A 14,911-nucleotide genomic window follows, 5' to 3' on the forward strand; every position below is an offset into this window, starting at 1 on the left:
CTTCATCAAGATTTCCGCCGGATTCACCTAGTCATGCTGCCAGCAGATCGTTATGCCGTCTTCGGTCACCCCATCGGCCACAGCAAATCGCCCCGTATTCACGCGCTTTTTGCAGAACAGACCGGAGAGCGTCTGACCTATACCGCGCAAGACGTTCTGCCGGAAACGTTCGAAATCCGCGTGCGAGACTTTTTCGCCGGTGGCGGGAAAGGCTTGAATTGCACCGTTCCCCTCAAGGAACTCGCCTGGAAAATTGCCGATTCCAAAAGTGAGCGCGCGGAACGCAGCAAAGCCGTCAATACCTTGGCCTTACGTCCGGATGGAACGATTTACGGGGACAACACCGACGGCGTCGGCTTGATGCGAGACCTTACGGTCAATCTCGGACTTTCCTTGGAAAACCGCCGAGTCCTTCTTTTGGGCGCGGGCGGCGCAAGCCGCGGCATTATTGGTCCACTGTTGGAGCGAGGTCCGTCTTGCCTGGTGATCGCCAACCGCACACCCGACAAAGCGGTCCGGCTGGCAGAGGAGTTTGGGGATCTCGGCCCGATCGCCGGATGCGGCTTTTCAGACTTGGGCACGGAATCCTTCGATCTCGTTCTGAACGCCACCGCCGCCAGCCTGATTGGCGAACTGCCGGATCTGCCGAAGAATATTCTCCGAGCCGGCGGATGTTGCTACGATCTCGCCTATGGGACGGAGCCCACACCGTTCGTCCGATGGGGAAAAGATGTGGGGGCCGATGTCAGCGTTGACGGCATCGGCATGTTGGTCGAACAAGCGGCCGAGGCGTTTTTTATCTGGCGGGGCATACGGCCGGAAACGCATCCCGTGATCGACATTCTCAATCGGGAGCGTGGTCGCTAGTGCTAAGCGCCAAGCAATCTGGCATCACTCAGATATTGATTCTTCAAACGCACGTAACCGTCCTTGGAAAAACTTAAATATTCCAGCTCGGCCTCCTTGAGCGGGCGTGCCTGTTTCGCCGGCGATCCCACGTAAAGAAAACCGCCTTCCAAACGCTTGCCGGGCGGCACCAAAGCCCCCGCACCGATCATTACCCGGTCCTCCACGACGGCACCGTCCATGATCACCGCACCGATGCCGATCAGACATAGATCACCGATGGTGCACCCATGCAGTACCGCCCGGTGCCCCACGGTGACACCCCGCCCGACGATCAAGGCATTGCCCTCTTCGTTGTAGCGGCTTCGTTGGGTGACGTGCAGCACGCAGCCGTCCTGAATATTGGTTTCGTCGCCAATCTCGATTCGGTGCACATCGCCTCTCGCGACCACCATCGGCCAAATGGAGACGTCGTTGCCCAATGTCACGTCACCGATCACCAGCGCACTGTCGGCAATGTAAGTTCCTGTTCCCAATTTCGGCTCGACACCGTTATAAATCTGAATCGTCACCTTACGACACTCCGATTGATCAAATGATGCGCCGGGCCCGCCGTCTATACTTCTCCAAGCCCTGATTCAACTTCAAGAACGCGAGGAGAGATTATGAGCGTAGGCGGTTTCATTCTGGTCGGCACGATCTTGTTCGTGATCGTGTACGCCATCTTGATCTACAACCGGCTGGTCAATTTGAAGCATGATACCGCAAAAGCGTGGTCCAACATCGACGTGCTGCTCAAACAGCGTCACGACGAATTGCCAAAACTCGTCGAAACCTGCAAGCAGTACATGCAACACGAGCGGGACACGCTGGAAAAAGTAATGCAGGCCCGTGCCGGGATCTCTGCGGCCCGAGAGTCCGCCAATCTGCATGCTCTCGGGGCGGCGGAAAGCCAGCTGCGGCAAGGACTGATGCAGCTCTTCGCGGTAGCGGAGAGTTACCCCGAACTGAAGGCGGACGTTTCCTTCCGGGCACTGGAGTCCCGGATAACCGGACTGGAAAACGCGATTGCCGACCGGCGCGAGTTCTACAACGAGAGCGTCAATTACAACAATGTCCGGCTGGAAGAATTTCCGGATGTGATCATCGCCCGGTTATTCAACTTCAAACCCTTCGAATTGCTGGAATTCACGGAAGAAGAAAAACGCGATGTGGATCTAAAGGCGCTGTTCGGCTAAGGCGAAAGCCGTGCTATTTCGCGACCTCATCCTCGAATCCTCTCCACAGCACTTCTGGCTGGCGACAGGGCTTGTCGCCCTGACCGGGGTAGCCTTCTTCTTTCTCGCATTCCGCTGGCTGCATCGCGCTCGCCTGATCGCCGACACGCCCACAGCCAAGGTCCGGTCGGCAGCCCAGGGTTACGTCGAACTCGACGGTCGAGCCCAATTGATGGATGGCGAGCCGATCCATGCCCCGCTTAGCGGCGCACGCTGCGTTTGGTACAGTTACAAAGTTGAAAAGCAAGTGACCGACTATGAAGACGGCCACCGCACGACACGATGGCAAACCATTGAGAGCGGCGTTAGCGAGGCCATCTTCCACCTGGAAGACGACACCGGACGGTGCATTGTCGATCCCGAAGGCGCGGAGGTCATGCCGTCCATTCGACTCAAATGGCGCGGGCAGCTCGCGCGACCAGGATACGCACCGCTGCAAACCGGATTTTGGGATTCACTGTTCTCGTCCGGACCGTATCGCTACACGGAATACCGCATCGAGGCAAACGATCCGCTTTATGCGATCGGCCAGTTCGTGTCTCTCGGAAGTTCCGAAGGCACCAGTTTCCATAACGAGGTAGGCGATCTGTTAATCCGCTGGAAGAGAAACCGTTCCGAGCTTCTCAAGCGCTTCGACAAGAACGGCGACGGCGAGATCGATGCGGAGGAGTGGGAAATCGCGCGGCAGCACGCCGAGCGTGAAGTCATGGCATCCTGGCGCAAAAGAACGAAGCAAACCGAGTTCCACCTGATGAAAAAGCCCGGTTATGGCCGTCCTTATCTGCTATCGGTCGTTCCACAGGGCACATTGACCAAACGATATCGCCGCAAGGCCTGGATCGCGGTGCTTGGCTTCCTGATCGCGGGCAGCTCAACGACCTGGGCGTTGCATCTGCGTTTCGGCTCGATTCCATGAACGTCCGGTGGAGCGTCGGCAAGGGATTGCCGACCTACTTCGACTGGGTACGGGGCGGTTTTCCAATGCCCGCCGCTATACCGCGATGAAAAACGCTTTAGATTTCGTAGGTCGGCAATCCCTTGCCGACAAAGCTCCTCAACGACCTACGAATTTCCCTATCCTTACCACTGAACTTCGGTGAAAAACGCTCTAACCGGACTTGTCGTCGCGTCCTGCTTTTTCTTCGAGCCCCGAGAGACCGAACCGCCTCTGCAATTCGGCCAATACCTGATCCGGACTCAACCCTTGATGAGCGAGCAATACCAGGCTGTGAAACCACAAATCCGCAACTTCGTAGACAATCTTGTCGAGGTTTCCGTCCTTGGCGGCCATTACGGTTTCGGTGGCCTCCTCGCCGATTTTTTTCAAGATAGCGTCGAGCCCTTTGGCATAAAGACTCGCCACATAGGATTTTTGCGGATCCTGAGATTTCCGTTCCTCGAGCACCCTAGCCAACTCCTTCAACACGTCCATATCAGCGCTTATACATCGTTTCCGGAGATTTCAGGACAGGTTCCACCGTCTCCCAGCAGCCATCCCGCAGCACCCGAAAAAAGCAGTGATGCCGTCCGGTATGACAGGCGATTCCGCCGGCCTGTTCGACCGCGAGCAAAATCACATCCTCGTCGCAATCCAGGCGAATTTCCAGAACTTTCTGCCGATTCCCGGATTCCTCGCCCTTCCGCCAAAGCCGATTCCGCGAGCGCGACCAGTAGACCGCGTAGCCTTCCTCGCTGGTAAGCCGCAAAGCTTCCCGGTTCATCCAGGCGAACATGAGGACCTGCCCCGTGGCCGCCTCCTGCGTAATGACTGGAACCAGCCCTTCGGACGTCCAGCGGATTTCGTCGAGCCACGCCGTCATAGCCGCACCTCGATGCCCTGAGCCGCCAAGTATTCCTTGGCCTGCCGAATGGTGTATTCGGCGAAATGGAAAATGCTGGCTGCCAGCACCGCATCGGCTTTGCCCTGCAAGATCCCGTCGGCCAGGTGCTGCAAATTGCCGACACCGCCCGAGGCGATCACCGGAACGGATACGGCTTCGCTGATTGCGCGAGTCAGTTCCAGATCGAACCCTTGTTTGGTGCCGTCCCGATCCATGCTGGTCAAGAGGATTTCGCCGGCTCCGTAAGCCACCATGCGACGCGCCCACTCGATGGCATCAAGGCCGGTCGGCTTGCGCCCGCCGTGAGTAAAGATCTCCCACCGCTTTGGATCTTCGGACACCTGCTTGGCATCGAGAGCGACGACGATACACTGAGAGCCGAAACGCTCCGCCGCTTCGCGCACAAACTCCGGCCGGGCGACTGCGGCGGTATTGATGCTGACCTTATCGGCGCCGGCATTCAGCATGCGGCGGATATCTTCGAGCGTTCGGATGCCGCCTCCTACCGTAAGGGGGATAAACACTTCGCCCGCCACTTGCTCCACCACGTGCACCATCGTGTGGCGATTGTCCGAACTGGCGGTAATGTCGAGAAAAGTCAGTTCGTCCGCGCCCTCCCGGTCGTAACGCCTAGCAATCTCGACGGGATCTCCCGCATCTTTGATATCGACGAAGCGGACGCCCTTGACCACGCGTCCATTGTCGACGTCCAGGCAGGGGATAATGCGCTTGGCAAGCATGGATCAGTATTCTTCCGCTACTTTACGGGCTTCGGCAAAGTTAAGGGTGCCCTCATAAATAGCGCGGCCGGTTATGGCGCCCATGACGCCGTCGCCAACCACACTGCCCAGGGCGTGAATATCCTGAATACTCCGGATGCCGCCCGACGCAATCACCGGAATGCGTATGGAGCGAGCCAGCCTTGCGGTTGCCTCGACATTGACGCCCTCCATCATGCCGTCCCGGCTGATGTCGGTGTAAACGATGGCTTCAACGCCATCGTCCTCGAATTTTTGAGCCAAATCGATCACATCATGATGCGACAACTTCGACCAGCCGTCTATCGCTACTTTGCCGTCCTTCGCGTCCAGACCGACGATAATATGGTTCGGAAACTCCGCCGCGACCTCCCGCACGAAATGAGGCGCACTGACTGCCTTGGTACCAATGATGACGTAATCGACGCCGGCGTTCAGGTAACCCTGAATCGTCTCTTCATCCCGGATTCCACCGCCCACCTGGATTTGTACATCCGGATAAGCTTCGCGTATGGCGTGGATAACCTCCGCGTTGCGCGGAATCCCCGCAAAGGCACCGTCCAAATCCACCAAATGAAGGCGCTTCGCCCCCTCCGACACCCATTTCCCCGCCATCGCCACCGGGTCGTCGGAGAAGACCGTATCGTCTTCCATGCGGCCCTGCCGCAAACGGACACACTTGCCATCTTTCAGATCGATAGCAGGTATCAAAAGCATAAAAAAATCCTCAGTAACGGATAGAGTGAATGATCGGTGCCTTATCGCCCCGGGTCCCAGTTTAGAAAATTAGCCAGCAATCGCAATCCGGCTTCCTGGCTCTTTTCAGGATGAAACTGAACGGCAAAGATGTTTTCGCGCGCCAGCGCCGAAGCGAAGGGTTCCGAATAGTCGGTGGTCGCCGCAACGTTTCGGGAATCAGTCGGTCGCGCGAAGTAGCTGTGAACGAAATAAAACCAACTGTCGGAAGCGATGCCTCGCCATAACGGATGATCGGCCTCCTGCTGGCTGACGCGGTTCCATCCCATATGTGGAATTTTCAAGGGCTGACCGGCAGCGTCCGCCACTCCATCGGCGAAGCGTACGACCCGGCCGGGAATCAAACCCAGGCAAGCTGTTCCGCCGTTTTCCTCGCTTTCCTCGAGCAGGGCCTGCATCCCCAGGCAAATACCTAAGAGCGGTTTCGAGGCCGCCGCCCGTTCGATGATGGTTACGAGGTCCCGATCAGCCAATGCATTCATGCAATCGCGGATCGCCCCGACCCCCGGGAATACGACCCGGTCGGCATTGAGAATTGTTTCGGGATTGTCCGTGACAATCACGGCGGTTTCGGAGTGGGCGTGTTGAAGCGCCTTGGCTATGGAATGCAGATTTCCCATCCCATAATCGATGACTGCAACGGAAGACATGGATAAAAGCGAATCGGGCGAGAGTTCCGTATAAGTTTTCTAAATCATTCCTTTAGTCGAAGGGACGACATCCTGCATCCTGGTATCCGGTTCTATGGCCATTCTCATGGCACGACCGAAAGCCTTGAACACGGTTTCGGCAATATGGTGGGCATTTTGTCCCTTCAGATTATCGATATGTAAGGTGACTTTTGCGTGATTGACGAATCCCCGAAAAAACTCGAGAAACAAATCGACATCGAATTCGCCTATCCGGGCACGCGTAAAAGTTACGTCGTAAGATAAACCTGGCCGCCCGGAAAAATCAATCACGACGCGCGACAAAGCTTCGTCCAGGGGAATATAGGCATGACCGTAACGCCGTATCCCCTTTTTGCTCCCCAAAGCTTTTTCCACCGCCTGGCCCAGCGTAATGCCGATGTCTTCCACCGTGTGGTGGGCATCAACGTGCAGATCGCCTTTCGCACGTACCTCAAGGTCGATCAATCCGTGCCGTGCCACCTGATCCAACATATGGTCGAGGAAAGGAACGCCGGTTTCGAAAACACCCGTGCCGACTCCATCCAGGTTCAGACAAACCCGCACTTGGGTTTCCAGTGTATTGCGGTCAACATCGGCGATACGGCTAATCATGAACGGCAAGAGATCTTCTGAATAATAAATCGGCCCTTAATGATATAACGGCCACGCGGTCTTGCTAAGCCCGATTCACGACAATGGACGCCCCGCTCGGTATGTAAGCCAAAGCTTACACAATTTTCAGCATTTTCCGACTTAGTCTGAAACGAATTTTCTGCCACACTCATTCAGTCGCCGACAAGGAGGTAAGGACAGCTATCCTCTAGGGATAACCACCAGGACGTGACTTGATAGCCAACCAAGCAGGCGATAACCCCGGGTGCATGGAGCGCATCCGGGGTTTTTGTTTTTCGCTCACAGAGAATTCGGATCAAGGAACTCAAAGCTGGCAAAATATACATAATATATAGATGACCTCTTAAGCCCAGTCAAAGGGCGCCAGTTGGATGAACAACGCCTGCGCTACCGGTTAAACGCGCCACAAATTACAAGCGCCTAGCCTATTCACATGAAACCCTCCGAAGCTCTGCAAGCGCATCGTGAAGATATCCGTCGGTTGGTCGACCGAAGCCGTGCCCGAAATGCCCGCGTATTCGGCTCTGTTCTGTACGGCGAGGATACCGATCGGAGCGATCTCGACATCCTGATCGATCCCCTTCCCGGAACGACGCTGCTTGATCTCGGTGGACTGCAGATCGCGCTTGAAGAGTTACTCGGCGTGCCGGTCGACCTGCTTACGCCCGGAGACCTCCCTGCGGAAATCCGGAGCAAGGTTCTCCAGGAGGCCGCCCCGCTGTGAGCGACGACAAACACCGACTTCGTGCGGCTGATTACCTGGGTCATATGCTTGAAGCCATCCGGCTGGCACGCGAATACACCAACGGAGTGACAAAGGAGAACTTTTTCGCTGATCCGTAAGACGCAGCAGGCGGTGATACTGAATATTCTGGTCATTGGCGCGGCGGCCACTAAATTGGTCAACGAATATCCGGACCTCGCTGCCGAGCATTCCGAAATACCCTGGAAACCGATGCGAGGTATGCGAAACAGAATGGCCCACGGCTATTTCGAGATCAATCTGGAAGTCGCATGGGATACCATTCGTGAGTCTCTGCCAAAGCTTGAGCAACAACTGCTGGACTTGAATCGGCAGTTGAAGAAAAAGCCTGGATAATGTTTCCCGAACCTAGGACAAACACCCCGCCATCGGCGCTTTGGTTGACGACGCATTACCTTGGAGTGAGGATCGACTTGCCGAACGGTTCCCGGCACCCTGATTGGTCCGGCGTTCCGCAAAATTACGAAAGCCTGCCGCACCCCGCGTGATAACCACCACGATCTGTCTTGATAGCCAACCAAGCGGGCGATAACCCCGGGTGCATGGAGCGCATCCGGGGTTCTTATTGTTCTCGTCAAGTTTCCGGTCGCGGCAATATGCGGCAACACGCCAACGTCGGTCTCACTAGTGTTCCAGACTGGCATGGCGGCAGGTCACCGATCAACTCCGTGCCCGCATTCCAAAAATTGTGGACTTACCGGATCAACAAGCTGACGCACCTACATTTCCCTGCGGGCGAAAGTGGCAGGCGTGACTTCAGATAAAGCTAGTACTCGGTGGCTACTTAGAGTGGCGCGCATGAAACAGAAAAAACAGTCGCAATTTTGTTGGACCGTTATCCGACGCAGGGCACATGTGCAAAAAATCCGGCGGTATCGGTGATTTAGTCTTATTGTCGGCCCATAAACCGCGCCCAATTAAACAAAAACTCACTTCCGAGTTTACATTATTTTGGTAGGCCCGCCCCCTCGCTTTCGGCGGCAAATCATCCATTCCTTCTTTAAGCGCCCCTCATACCTCTATCCAGCAAGTCGTGCGCTATGCTTAACGAAGCACAACATCACCGATTCGAACCAGACCCATGAATATCGGCGTTCTCACGACGTCCTTTCCGCTGCGCACCAACCCAAGCAGCGGCGTTTTTGTCCAACGGTTGGTAGCACACTTGGCGCAACATGCGAATGTATCCGTTATAACCCCTGCATCCAATATTGCATTTATAGACTGTTGCTCGCTTCCCTACGCTGTTCGCTTTTTCTGCTATGCACCCCGGCGCTTTCAAACGATTGCTCATCAGCCGGGCGGGATTCCGGTCGCTCTCCGCAACCATCGCTGGCTTGTTTTGCTCATGCCGTTATTCATAGCCGCCATGTTTTTGTCCTGCCTAAGACACTTTCGCCATATGGACATCATCCATGCAAACTGGGCCGCCTGTGGCGCAATTGCCGGGATGGCAGGCTGTATTTTAGGGATACCAGTGATTACTACATTGCGGGGTAGCGACGTAGCGCGAATTCAAAACTCCGTAATCGACCGCATCTTTCTCAAAACCTGCCTAGCCACTAATCGCAAGATCGTGTGCGTCAGTGATGCTATTTGCACGTTGGTCGGACAATTTTTTCCTACGATGCGGAATAAATTGCTTGTGATTCCCAACGGTGTAGCGGATGAATTCTTATTAATCGACCGGAATTATCAGGTATCGGATTTTGGCATTACGTTTATCACAATCGGAAATCTAACACCTCTAAAATCTATTCATACAGCCATAGAAGCTTTCGCAAAAGCAAATATCGAAAACTCTAGATTGATCGTGATTGGCGATGGGCCTGAGAAAGCCCGCCTTGAGCAACTGGCCCAGCATTTAAAGGTGGGAAAGCACGTACATTTTCTAGGAGTTCTTCCACCCGAAGAAATCCCGGCACAACTGTTTAACGCAGATGTGTTTGTGTTTACCTCCGTCTCCGAGGGAAGACCCAATGCCATTCTGGAAGCAATGGCCGCGGGCTTACCGCTCGCGGCAACCAGTATCGACGGTGTAGCTGAATTGGTCATCGACAGTATCAACGGCTTGCTATTTGAGCCGGGGAATTCGGATATTCTTGCTAGCCACCTAAAGCGACTGGCATTTGATACAGCTTTGCGCCGAAAGCTGGGTAGTTCGGCGAAGCAATCTCTCATCGATCAGGATTTAACGTGGAATCGTACCGCAGAGAGCTATCTGCAGGTATACAAGCCCTATATACATGTCGCTAGTAGCAGGTGAACATTGAATGTGCGGACTCGCCTTTCTTTATCGAAAAACTCGGGAAACGGGCGAAAATCGGGCAAGAATCCAGCAGGCACTGAACCTGATGCACCACCGCGGCCCCGATGAATTCGGGCTGCAATCTGGTGAATATTGGTGTATAGGACACCGCCGTCTCTCCATCGTAGATCTGGCGGCCAGCCGTCAGCCTATGAGTGATCCCTCAGGCAGATATTGGCTAGCATACAACGGCGAGATATACAATTTCAAAGAATTGCGCACCCACCTCGCCCCGTTCTGGAGGTTCCACACCAATGGAGACACAGAAGTGGTACTGGCTGGGCTCGTCCTCCATGGGGAATCGTTTCTGCGACGGATGGAGGGTATGTGGGCCTTAAGCCTTTGGGACACGGTCTCCCGAACCTTAATGCTATCGCGGGATCGTATGGGAAAAAAACCGCTTTACTACCAGGAGGACAACTACTCCATCGCCTGCGCCTCGGAACTGCCGGCCTTATCCAGACTGGTCCCTCAAGCGTGGAGCGAAGACCCTGATAGCTTGGCCGATTACCTCCGCTACGGTTTCTATCTTCCCGGCACTACGGCTTACAAGAACGTCAACGAAGTCCTGCCAGGGCACTTGTTATTTTGGAGCTCCGACGGCGGCTTCCGGCAAACAGCCTACTGGACCTTGATGCCAGACAGATACTCCGGATCGAAAATCGAGGCCGAAGAGCGACTCCGAGACACCCTCATCCAAGCGGTGGATAGCCGATTGGTAGCAGATGTTGAAGTCGGCGCTTTTCTTTCCGGTGGCATCGATTCTTCTCTGATCGCGACGCTGGCACAAAGCAGGATGTCACGGCCTTTGCGCACGTTCACCATGGGGTTCGTTGAACCGGCTTTCGATGAACGTGTGCATGCAAGGAAAGTCGCCGAGCATCTGGCTACCCGACATACCGAGGATACCTTTCCTCCTGAAACACCGGAAGCATTGGAGTCACTGATACTAAACCATGTCGGCCAACCCTTCGCCGACGTATCTCTCCTGCCAACCGCAAGCGTCTCGCAACTGGCTGGCTGTCACGTAAAAGTCGTATTATCGGGAGACGGCGGTGACGAATTGTTCAGCGGCTATCAGCGCTATCAGGCACGGCAGATCCTACGGTGGTATACGCGCCTTCCCCGGATCCTACGCAAGACAGCGGAGCGGGCCATACGATTTCTTCCCGAGCCCATGGCACATCACAGCCGCAGCATATTGAAGAAAGCCCATCTTTTCACCCATGTGGTCGATCGGCTGGAATCAGAAACACCCTATGTATGCGCACGAATGTTCTCAGAAACGGAACTGGAAATGCTCGCTCCAGAATTAGCAGGCCGTGGACATACCCCACCGAAGATTCTGTGTGAAACAACTCTAGACGACCTGCCCCGCATGATGTTTGCCGACGCTCTGGTCTATCTGCCTCAAGATATTTTGCTTAAGGTAGACCGCGCCAGCATGGCGCATAGTCTGGAAGTCCGTGCGCCGTTTCTTGATCGAAAGGTCGTCGAATTGGCTTTCAGTTTCCCCACTTCGTGGCACCGCAATGTTTTCGCGGGGAAACGCATCCTGTATGCAGCATTTAACGAAATTTTGCTTAAAGACGTGTGGCAGCGCCGCAAGCAAGGGTTCGGAGTACCGGTGCATACTTGGATTCGAGGAAAGATCGGCGATAACTTGATCCAACGACTGGAATCATTCCACGAGCCGTTGAATCCTGCCTTTGTGAAAAGAATGCTTTGGGAACATCGCAAAGGTGTGCGCGACCGCAGTCTGCGACTCTGGAGTCTCTATATACTACTGCTCTGGCACGGCACCCGACGATGACTCGCATTGCCCTTTTCGTCCCCGACTTACGAATTGGTGGAGCAGAGCGCGTGTTTTTGACCCTTGCGAAAGCGTTCGCCGAGCGGGGACACACCGTGGATTTGGTCTTGGCCCGTGCCGAGGGCGAATTGTTGCCGGAAATCCCCACGAATGTCCGAACTATAGATCTTCGAGCCGGAAAACCCGGTCCCGGGTTAATCGGCCTGGGAATCTCTACAACTTTAAAGCTAGTCGGATATCTTCAACGGGAACAACCGACCGCATTACTCAGTACATTAACCGGAGCTAATCTTGCCGCTCTACTAGCACATAAGTTAGCACGTAGCAATACTCGCGTTGTCGTCAGAGAAGCTAGCTCTCTCCGGAATTTAAAACACCCGGCTCGACTGTATCTCATGCGGTGGTTTTATTCCAGAGCAGACACAGTCATCGCCCTTACCCGGACTATGCGCAAAGAACTCATTTACAGGCTGAAGTTAGAACCCCACCAAGTCACGGTAATTCCGAATCCTATCGGCCTAAAAAAACTTCAACAGATGGCTGGAGAACCGTTCGATCATCCGTGGTTTAAGGCGAATTCGCCACCAGTGATCATAGGAGTTGGACGCTTGGTGCCTGAGAAAGATTTCGTAACACTGATCCGCGCATTTGCTATCGTTCGACAACAAGTAGAGGCACGGCTCTTGATTTTGGGCGAAGGAATCATGCGCCCTTATCTTGAAGAGTGTATCGCCGAGCTAGACTTGAACGCAGCAGTCGAGATGCCGGGTTTTGACTCAAATCCCTATCGTTGGCTAGCCGGCGCCCGGTTACTCGTATCGTCCTCCCTATGGGAAGGTTACCCGAACGTTATTCTGGAAGCACAGATGTTGGGCATCTCAGTCGTAGCTACTGCCTACGATGATTCCATAATCGAAGTGCTGGATCCGCAAAATCACAAGAACGTCGTTCCAGTTTCCAACCCCGAGGCTCTAGCCAGCACCATAATAAAAATTTTAAGAGACGACCCTCACGTCGCTAATAAACGTTTAGCCAGCGGGACACAGGATCTCATCGATCGTTACCTCCAAACAATGAATGTTAGTCCTAACTAAAACGCCGCCATGACCTCCAAGCGAGCAAACGTGGTCGTGGTGCTGCCGAACCTCAAACCGGGCGGCGCCGAGCGGGTCATGCTTCAAGTCGTAAACAACCTTTGTAGCTCAGGAAAGATAACGCTAGCGCTTGTGCGACCGATAGGTGAATTGATTCCACATATCGACTCCAGAGTTGAAATTGTAGACCTGGGAGGCACGCTAGGATGGGTCACAGCACTTATCCGCTTGGTATGGCAGAAACGCCCGCGAACCATTCTCAGCACTCTGTCGGACATTAATATCGCCATCTTGCTACTGCGGCCACTATTCCCCAGTGAAGTACGAATCGTCGTACGGGAAGCTTTGATGCCAGACGGATGGATGCAGTACTGGCGATTCCCTCGGCTGACCAGATTTTTATATCGCTATACTTACCTGCAAGCGGACCGAATCATCGTTCTGTCTGAAACCATGCGGAGATCATTCCTCGGATTCGTCAACCGCTCTTCAAGAAATTTAGCTGTCATTCCGAACGCCGTGGATCCAGCCCGACTTGATTCCGTAAATAAAACGCCCATACAGGCCCCTGCGCCATATCTAATTGCAGTCGGACGTTTACACCCACAAAAAGGCTTCGATGCCCTCATCGAAGCCTTCTCCCTGCTCGGCGCATCATTAGCGGGATACCGGCTACTCATTATCGGAGAAGGTAGCGAACGGTCGAAACTGGAACTCTTGATAGAGCGACTCGGTCTATCCGATAGAGTAATCCTCATGGGCTTTATGGAAAACCCAACTGAATTAGTACGACGAGCAGTTCTTTTCGTACTGTCCTCGCGAGTCGAAGGTTCGTCCAACGCACTGATCGAAGCTCTTAGTGTTGGCACGCCTGTTCTCGCGGTAAAAGCCGACACGGGGGCCGACGAACTAATTGTCGAAGGAAAGAATGGTTTTCTCATCGGACGATGCGAAACGCAAATACTAGCTCAGGGAATCAAACATGCGCTCGCCAACGTCGCTCAACTCAACCGCAAAGCCATCGAGACACATGCTCGAGAACGGTTTTCGCTTACGGCGATGATTGATAACTATCGAGAGGTACTTTTCGGCTTAGCTGGAACAGGTGCACATACATGGTCAAAGTAACCGTGATATAGACACTGGAGGTTGCAAGAGCGATTCCCGGCACACCGAAGATATAAAACAATATAAGACTCAAACCAGCGTTAACAATCACTGACAAAATTGAGAGCCTTATCAATGAACGCTGCCAGCCGCGGGCCAAATACGCGCGCGCACCGACCAAACCTAGTATGAAAGCGGGAAGCCCGATTAAGTTGCAAAAATAGACCGAATTAATTACGGAGACTTGTTCTGGCGTAACACGTATGACGTGCGCCATCAGCCAGTCTCCAAGGATGACCCAGCCGCTCCATCCCAGCAAGGTCCAAGCGGCGGCCCATAAAACAGCAATTTTAGTCAGCCGCTGATATAAGCTCTCAAAAGTTGCACAGTCACAAGCCTGGCTGAGGCGGACCAAAACTAGGTTCATCACGCCAATGGTAGCGAAAGTAGCGAGAAGACCGTAAAAGCGTTCGCCGACTTCTAAGACCGAAACCGCGCCCTCACCTGCAAGTACCGCAATAAACCGATCCACAATGGGATTTAATCCGCTAAAGATCGACGCAAGCACAACCGGAATATAGGAATCGAGACTGCTCCAGCCTCCTTGCTCCGAGGGGAAATCTTGGTGTAGCGCCCTACGGTCAAGCCAGAAAGCTCTGACTAAATCCGCACATCCGATACCAAACATCAGCCAACCCAATTCCTCGGCCTCGGGACGCACCACTCCCCAGAAGAGCAACGGTATGACGCGCAAGCCCCAAAGCAAACCTGGCAATGCATATTTATCCCGAGCATTAAGAATACCGCTGGGAAACGACGCATAGACCGCTGCTCCAACCATGGTGAAAATGCCAGCGAATAACGGATATGGTACGCCATTCTCAGGTGGACTCGTCAGCCACACGGCAACCACTGCAGCCACACCAAGCCCAGCACTTAACTGCATCCTATAACAGCCAGCGAGTAACGGGCGCCTCGAAACGACCCGAGGTACGCTAGCATCACTCAATGAGTTGGCCATGGTGCCACAGAAATAAAATGCAA

At 54.2% G+C, this 14,911-nt stretch carries 17 protein-coding genes; 9 read left to right on the forward strand and 8 right to left on the reverse strand.

Annotation, left to right across the window (positions count from 1 at the left end):
• Window positions 1-33 precede the first annotated feature (33 nt).
• Window positions 34-867: a shikimate dehydrogenase gene (gene aroE, locus ACR2TX_RS02955; RefSeq protein WP_086135143.1), complete on the forward strand. Its 834-nt coding sequence runs from the start codon at window positions 34-36 to the stop codon at window positions 865-867.
• 2 nt (window positions 868-869) lie between these two features.
• On the opposite strand, the gene ACR2TX_RS02960 is transcribed toward aroE, so the two are convergent.
• Window positions 870-1,418 (reverse strand): gamma carbonic anhydrase family protein, encoded by a 549-nt coding sequence (locus tag ACR2TX_RS02960; RefSeq protein WP_077728510.1) that lies wholly within the window; start codon window positions 1,416-1,418, stop codon window positions 870-872.
• A 93-nt stretch (window positions 1,419-1,511) separates the two neighbouring features.
• Between ACR2TX_RS02960 and ACR2TX_RS02965 the strand changes: the two genes are divergently transcribed.
• Together ACR2TX_RS02965 and ACR2TX_RS02970 are read left to right on the forward strand one after the other, a co-directional pair.
• Entirely contained in the window at window positions 1,512-2,084 is a 573-nt protein-coding gene (locus tag ACR2TX_RS02965) for a LemA family protein (protein ID WP_434131136.1), read from the forward strand.
• 10 nt (window positions 2,085-2,094) lie between these two features.
• Window positions 2,095-3,039: a GIDE domain-containing protein gene (locus tag ACR2TX_RS02970; protein WP_077728512.1), complete on the forward strand. Its 945-nt coding sequence runs from the start codon at window positions 2,095-2,097 to the stop codon at window positions 3,037-3,039.
• A gap of 192 nt (window positions 3,040-3,231) precedes the next feature.
• On the opposite strand, the gene ACR2TX_RS02975 is transcribed toward ACR2TX_RS02970, so the two are convergent.
• The 6 genes from ACR2TX_RS02975 to hisB are packed head-to-tail and all read right to left on the reverse strand — an operon-like array spanning window position 3,232 to window position 6,761.
• A complete protein-coding gene (locus tag ACR2TX_RS02975; RefSeq protein ID WP_077728513.1) occupies window positions 3,232-3,555 on the reverse strand; it encodes a phosphoribosyl-ATP diphosphatase in 324 nt (107 codons plus the stop codon).
• Window position 3,556: 1 nt separating this feature from the next.
• Complete coding sequence (gene hisI / locus ACR2TX_RS02980) at window positions 3,557-3,943, reverse strand: phosphoribosyl-AMP cyclohydrolase (RefSeq protein WP_434131140.1); 387 nt, start codon at window positions 3,941-3,943, stop codon at window positions 3,557-3,559.
• On the reverse strand, window positions 3,940-4,704 hold the full coding sequence (hisF, locus tag ACR2TX_RS02985) for an imidazole glycerol phosphate synthase subunit HisF (RefSeq protein ID WP_434131142.1): 765 nt from the start codon (window positions 4,702-4,704) through the stop codon (window positions 3,940-3,942). Before hisF ends, hisI begins: the two co-directional genes overlap by 4 nt.
• Before the next feature lie 3 nt (window positions 4,705-4,707).
• Entirely contained in the window at window positions 4,708-5,439 is a 732-nt protein-coding gene (gene hisA, locus ACR2TX_RS02990; RefSeq protein ID WP_077728516.1) for a 1-(5-phosphoribosyl)-5-[(5-phosphoribosylamino)methylideneamino]imidazole-4-carboxamide isomerase, read from the reverse strand.
• Window positions 5,440-5,480: 41 nt separating this feature from the next.
• Entirely contained in the window at window positions 5,481-6,128 is a 648-nt protein-coding gene (gene hisH / locus ACR2TX_RS02995) for an imidazole glycerol phosphate synthase subunit HisH (protein WP_077728517.1), read from the reverse strand.
• A 39-nt stretch (window positions 6,129-6,167) separates the two neighbouring features.
• Complete coding sequence (hisB, locus tag ACR2TX_RS03000; RefSeq protein ID WP_434131145.1) at window positions 6,168-6,761, reverse strand: imidazoleglycerol-phosphate dehydratase HisB; 594 nt, start codon at window positions 6,759-6,761, stop codon at window positions 6,168-6,170.
• 454 nt (window positions 6,762-7,215) lie between these two features.
• Here hisB and ACR2TX_RS03005 point away from each other — a divergent pair, with 454 nt between their 5' ends.
• The 6 genes from ACR2TX_RS03005 to ACR2TX_RS03030 all read left to right on the forward strand — a co-directional run bounded on the left by ACR2TX_RS03005 (window position 7,216) and on the right by ACR2TX_RS03030 (window position 13,888).
• Entirely contained in the window at window positions 7,216-7,506 is a 291-nt protein-coding gene (locus ACR2TX_RS03005; RefSeq protein ID WP_077728519.1) for a nucleotidyltransferase family protein, read from the forward strand.
• A 132-nt stretch (window positions 7,507-7,638) separates the two neighbouring features.
• On the forward strand, window positions 7,639-7,881 hold the full coding sequence (locus ACR2TX_RS03010; RefSeq protein WP_240502388.1) for a HepT-like ribonuclease domain-containing protein: 243 nt from the start codon (window positions 7,639-7,641) through the stop codon (window positions 7,879-7,881).
• Between the two features lie 745 nt (window positions 7,882-8,626).
• Window positions 8,627-9,811, forward strand: a complete 1,185-nt coding sequence (locus ACR2TX_RS03015; RefSeq protein WP_434131149.1) for a glycosyltransferase — start codon at window positions 8,627-8,629, stop codon at window positions 9,809-9,811.
• A gap of 7 nt (window positions 9,812-9,818) precedes the next feature.
• Window positions 9,819-11,666, forward strand: coding sequence for an asparagine synthase (glutamine-hydrolyzing) (asnB, locus tag ACR2TX_RS03020; RefSeq protein ID WP_434131152.1), 1,848 nt, complete (start codon window positions 9,819-9,821; stop codon window positions 11,664-11,666).
• Window positions 11,663-12,760, forward strand: a complete 1,098-nt coding sequence (locus ACR2TX_RS03025) for a glycosyltransferase (RefSeq protein WP_434131155.1) — start codon at window positions 11,663-11,665, stop codon at window positions 12,758-12,760. Before asnB ends, ACR2TX_RS03025 begins: the two co-directional genes overlap by 4 nt.
• Before the next feature lie 9 nt (window positions 12,761-12,769).
• Window positions 12,770-13,888: a glycosyltransferase gene (locus ACR2TX_RS03030; protein ID WP_434131158.1), complete on the forward strand. Its 1,119-nt coding sequence runs from the start codon at window positions 12,770-12,772 to the stop codon at window positions 13,886-13,888.
• Here the strand turns inward: ACR2TX_RS03030 and ACR2TX_RS03035 are convergent.
• Window positions 13,812-14,813 (reverse strand): lipid II flippase MurJ, encoded by a 1,002-nt coding sequence (locus ACR2TX_RS03035; RefSeq protein WP_434131161.1) that lies wholly within the window; start codon window positions 14,811-14,813, stop codon window positions 13,812-13,814. The two genes, ACR2TX_RS03030 and ACR2TX_RS03035, sit on opposite strands and share 77 nt — an antisense overlap.
• Between the last annotated feature and the right edge of the window lie 98 nt (window positions 14,814-14,911).

The organism is Methylocaldum sp. GT1BB (assembly GCF_051027545.1).
Lineage (GTDB): Bacteria > Pseudomonadota > Gammaproteobacteria > Methylococcales > Methylococcaceae > Methylocaldum.